Source organism: Rhizobium sp. 01T444 (assembly GCF_056398305.1).
The window spans coordinates 1-644 of record NZ_JBFTPD010000229.1; the positions used below are offsets into that span (position 1 = coordinate 1).

Consider the following 644-nt stretch of genomic DNA (forward strand, 5'->3'; position numbering starts at 1 on the left):
GCGTGCGGCTGGGGCAACGGCTCGAACAGGCCGCCGTGCAGGCCTACTGCGGCCTGAGCACGGCGCCGAAGATGGGCGCTGTCATCGTCCGCGCGCTCGAACGGCTGCCCGAGGTCGAGGAGGTCTGCGCCGTCAGCGGCCAGTTCGACTACATGGTGCTGCTGCGCTGCGAAACCAACGAGCAGCTCGACGCGCTGCTCGACCGCATCGGGCAGATCGAAGGCATTCAGCACACGCACACGTCGGTGGTGTTGAGCCGCAAGGTGGACCGCCGCAGTGCCGTCGCCGGCTTGGGCATCGGCTCGGGCGTGCCGCCGAGGGCCGCGTAGTAGCCCCCGACACGGGTGCTCAGCAGGGCGCCCAGCGCAACCTGTTCCTGGCTCACGAAACCCCGCGCCGGCAAGCGGCCGGTGCGTAGCAGCTCGAACACGGCAACCACGCCCGCCGCCGTCGCAAGCTCGATGGCCGTGCGGTCCACGCCGCGCAGGCTGCCGCCGAAGATGCGGGTCATGCGTGTCTCCTGCTCGAAGCGCCCCTGCCGCATCCCCGAGGCCGACGCGAACATGACCACCATGTCGTCCCGGCTGTGGGGCACCGCATGCGCCAGCACCTCCCGCAGCAGGTCACGGCGCTCGGCCAGCCGC

1 protein-coding gene and 1 pseudogene are annotated in these 644 nt (G+C 71.3%); one reads left to right on the plus strand and one right to left on the minus strand.

The window, feature by feature from the left end; genetic code table 11:
• The coding region (locus AC1DTN_RS38130; RefSeq protein ID WP_477925350.1) for an Lrp/AsnC ligand binding domain-containing protein at positions 1 to 329 on the plus strand (329 nt) is incomplete at its 5' end.
• Here AC1DTN_RS38130 and AC1DTN_RS38135 read toward each other — a convergent pair.
• Positions 227 to 644, minus strand: a pseudogene (locus AC1DTN_RS38135) (hypothetical protein); the annotation flags it as partial. The gene AC1DTN_RS38130 and the pseudogene AC1DTN_RS38135 overlap by 103 nt on opposite strands.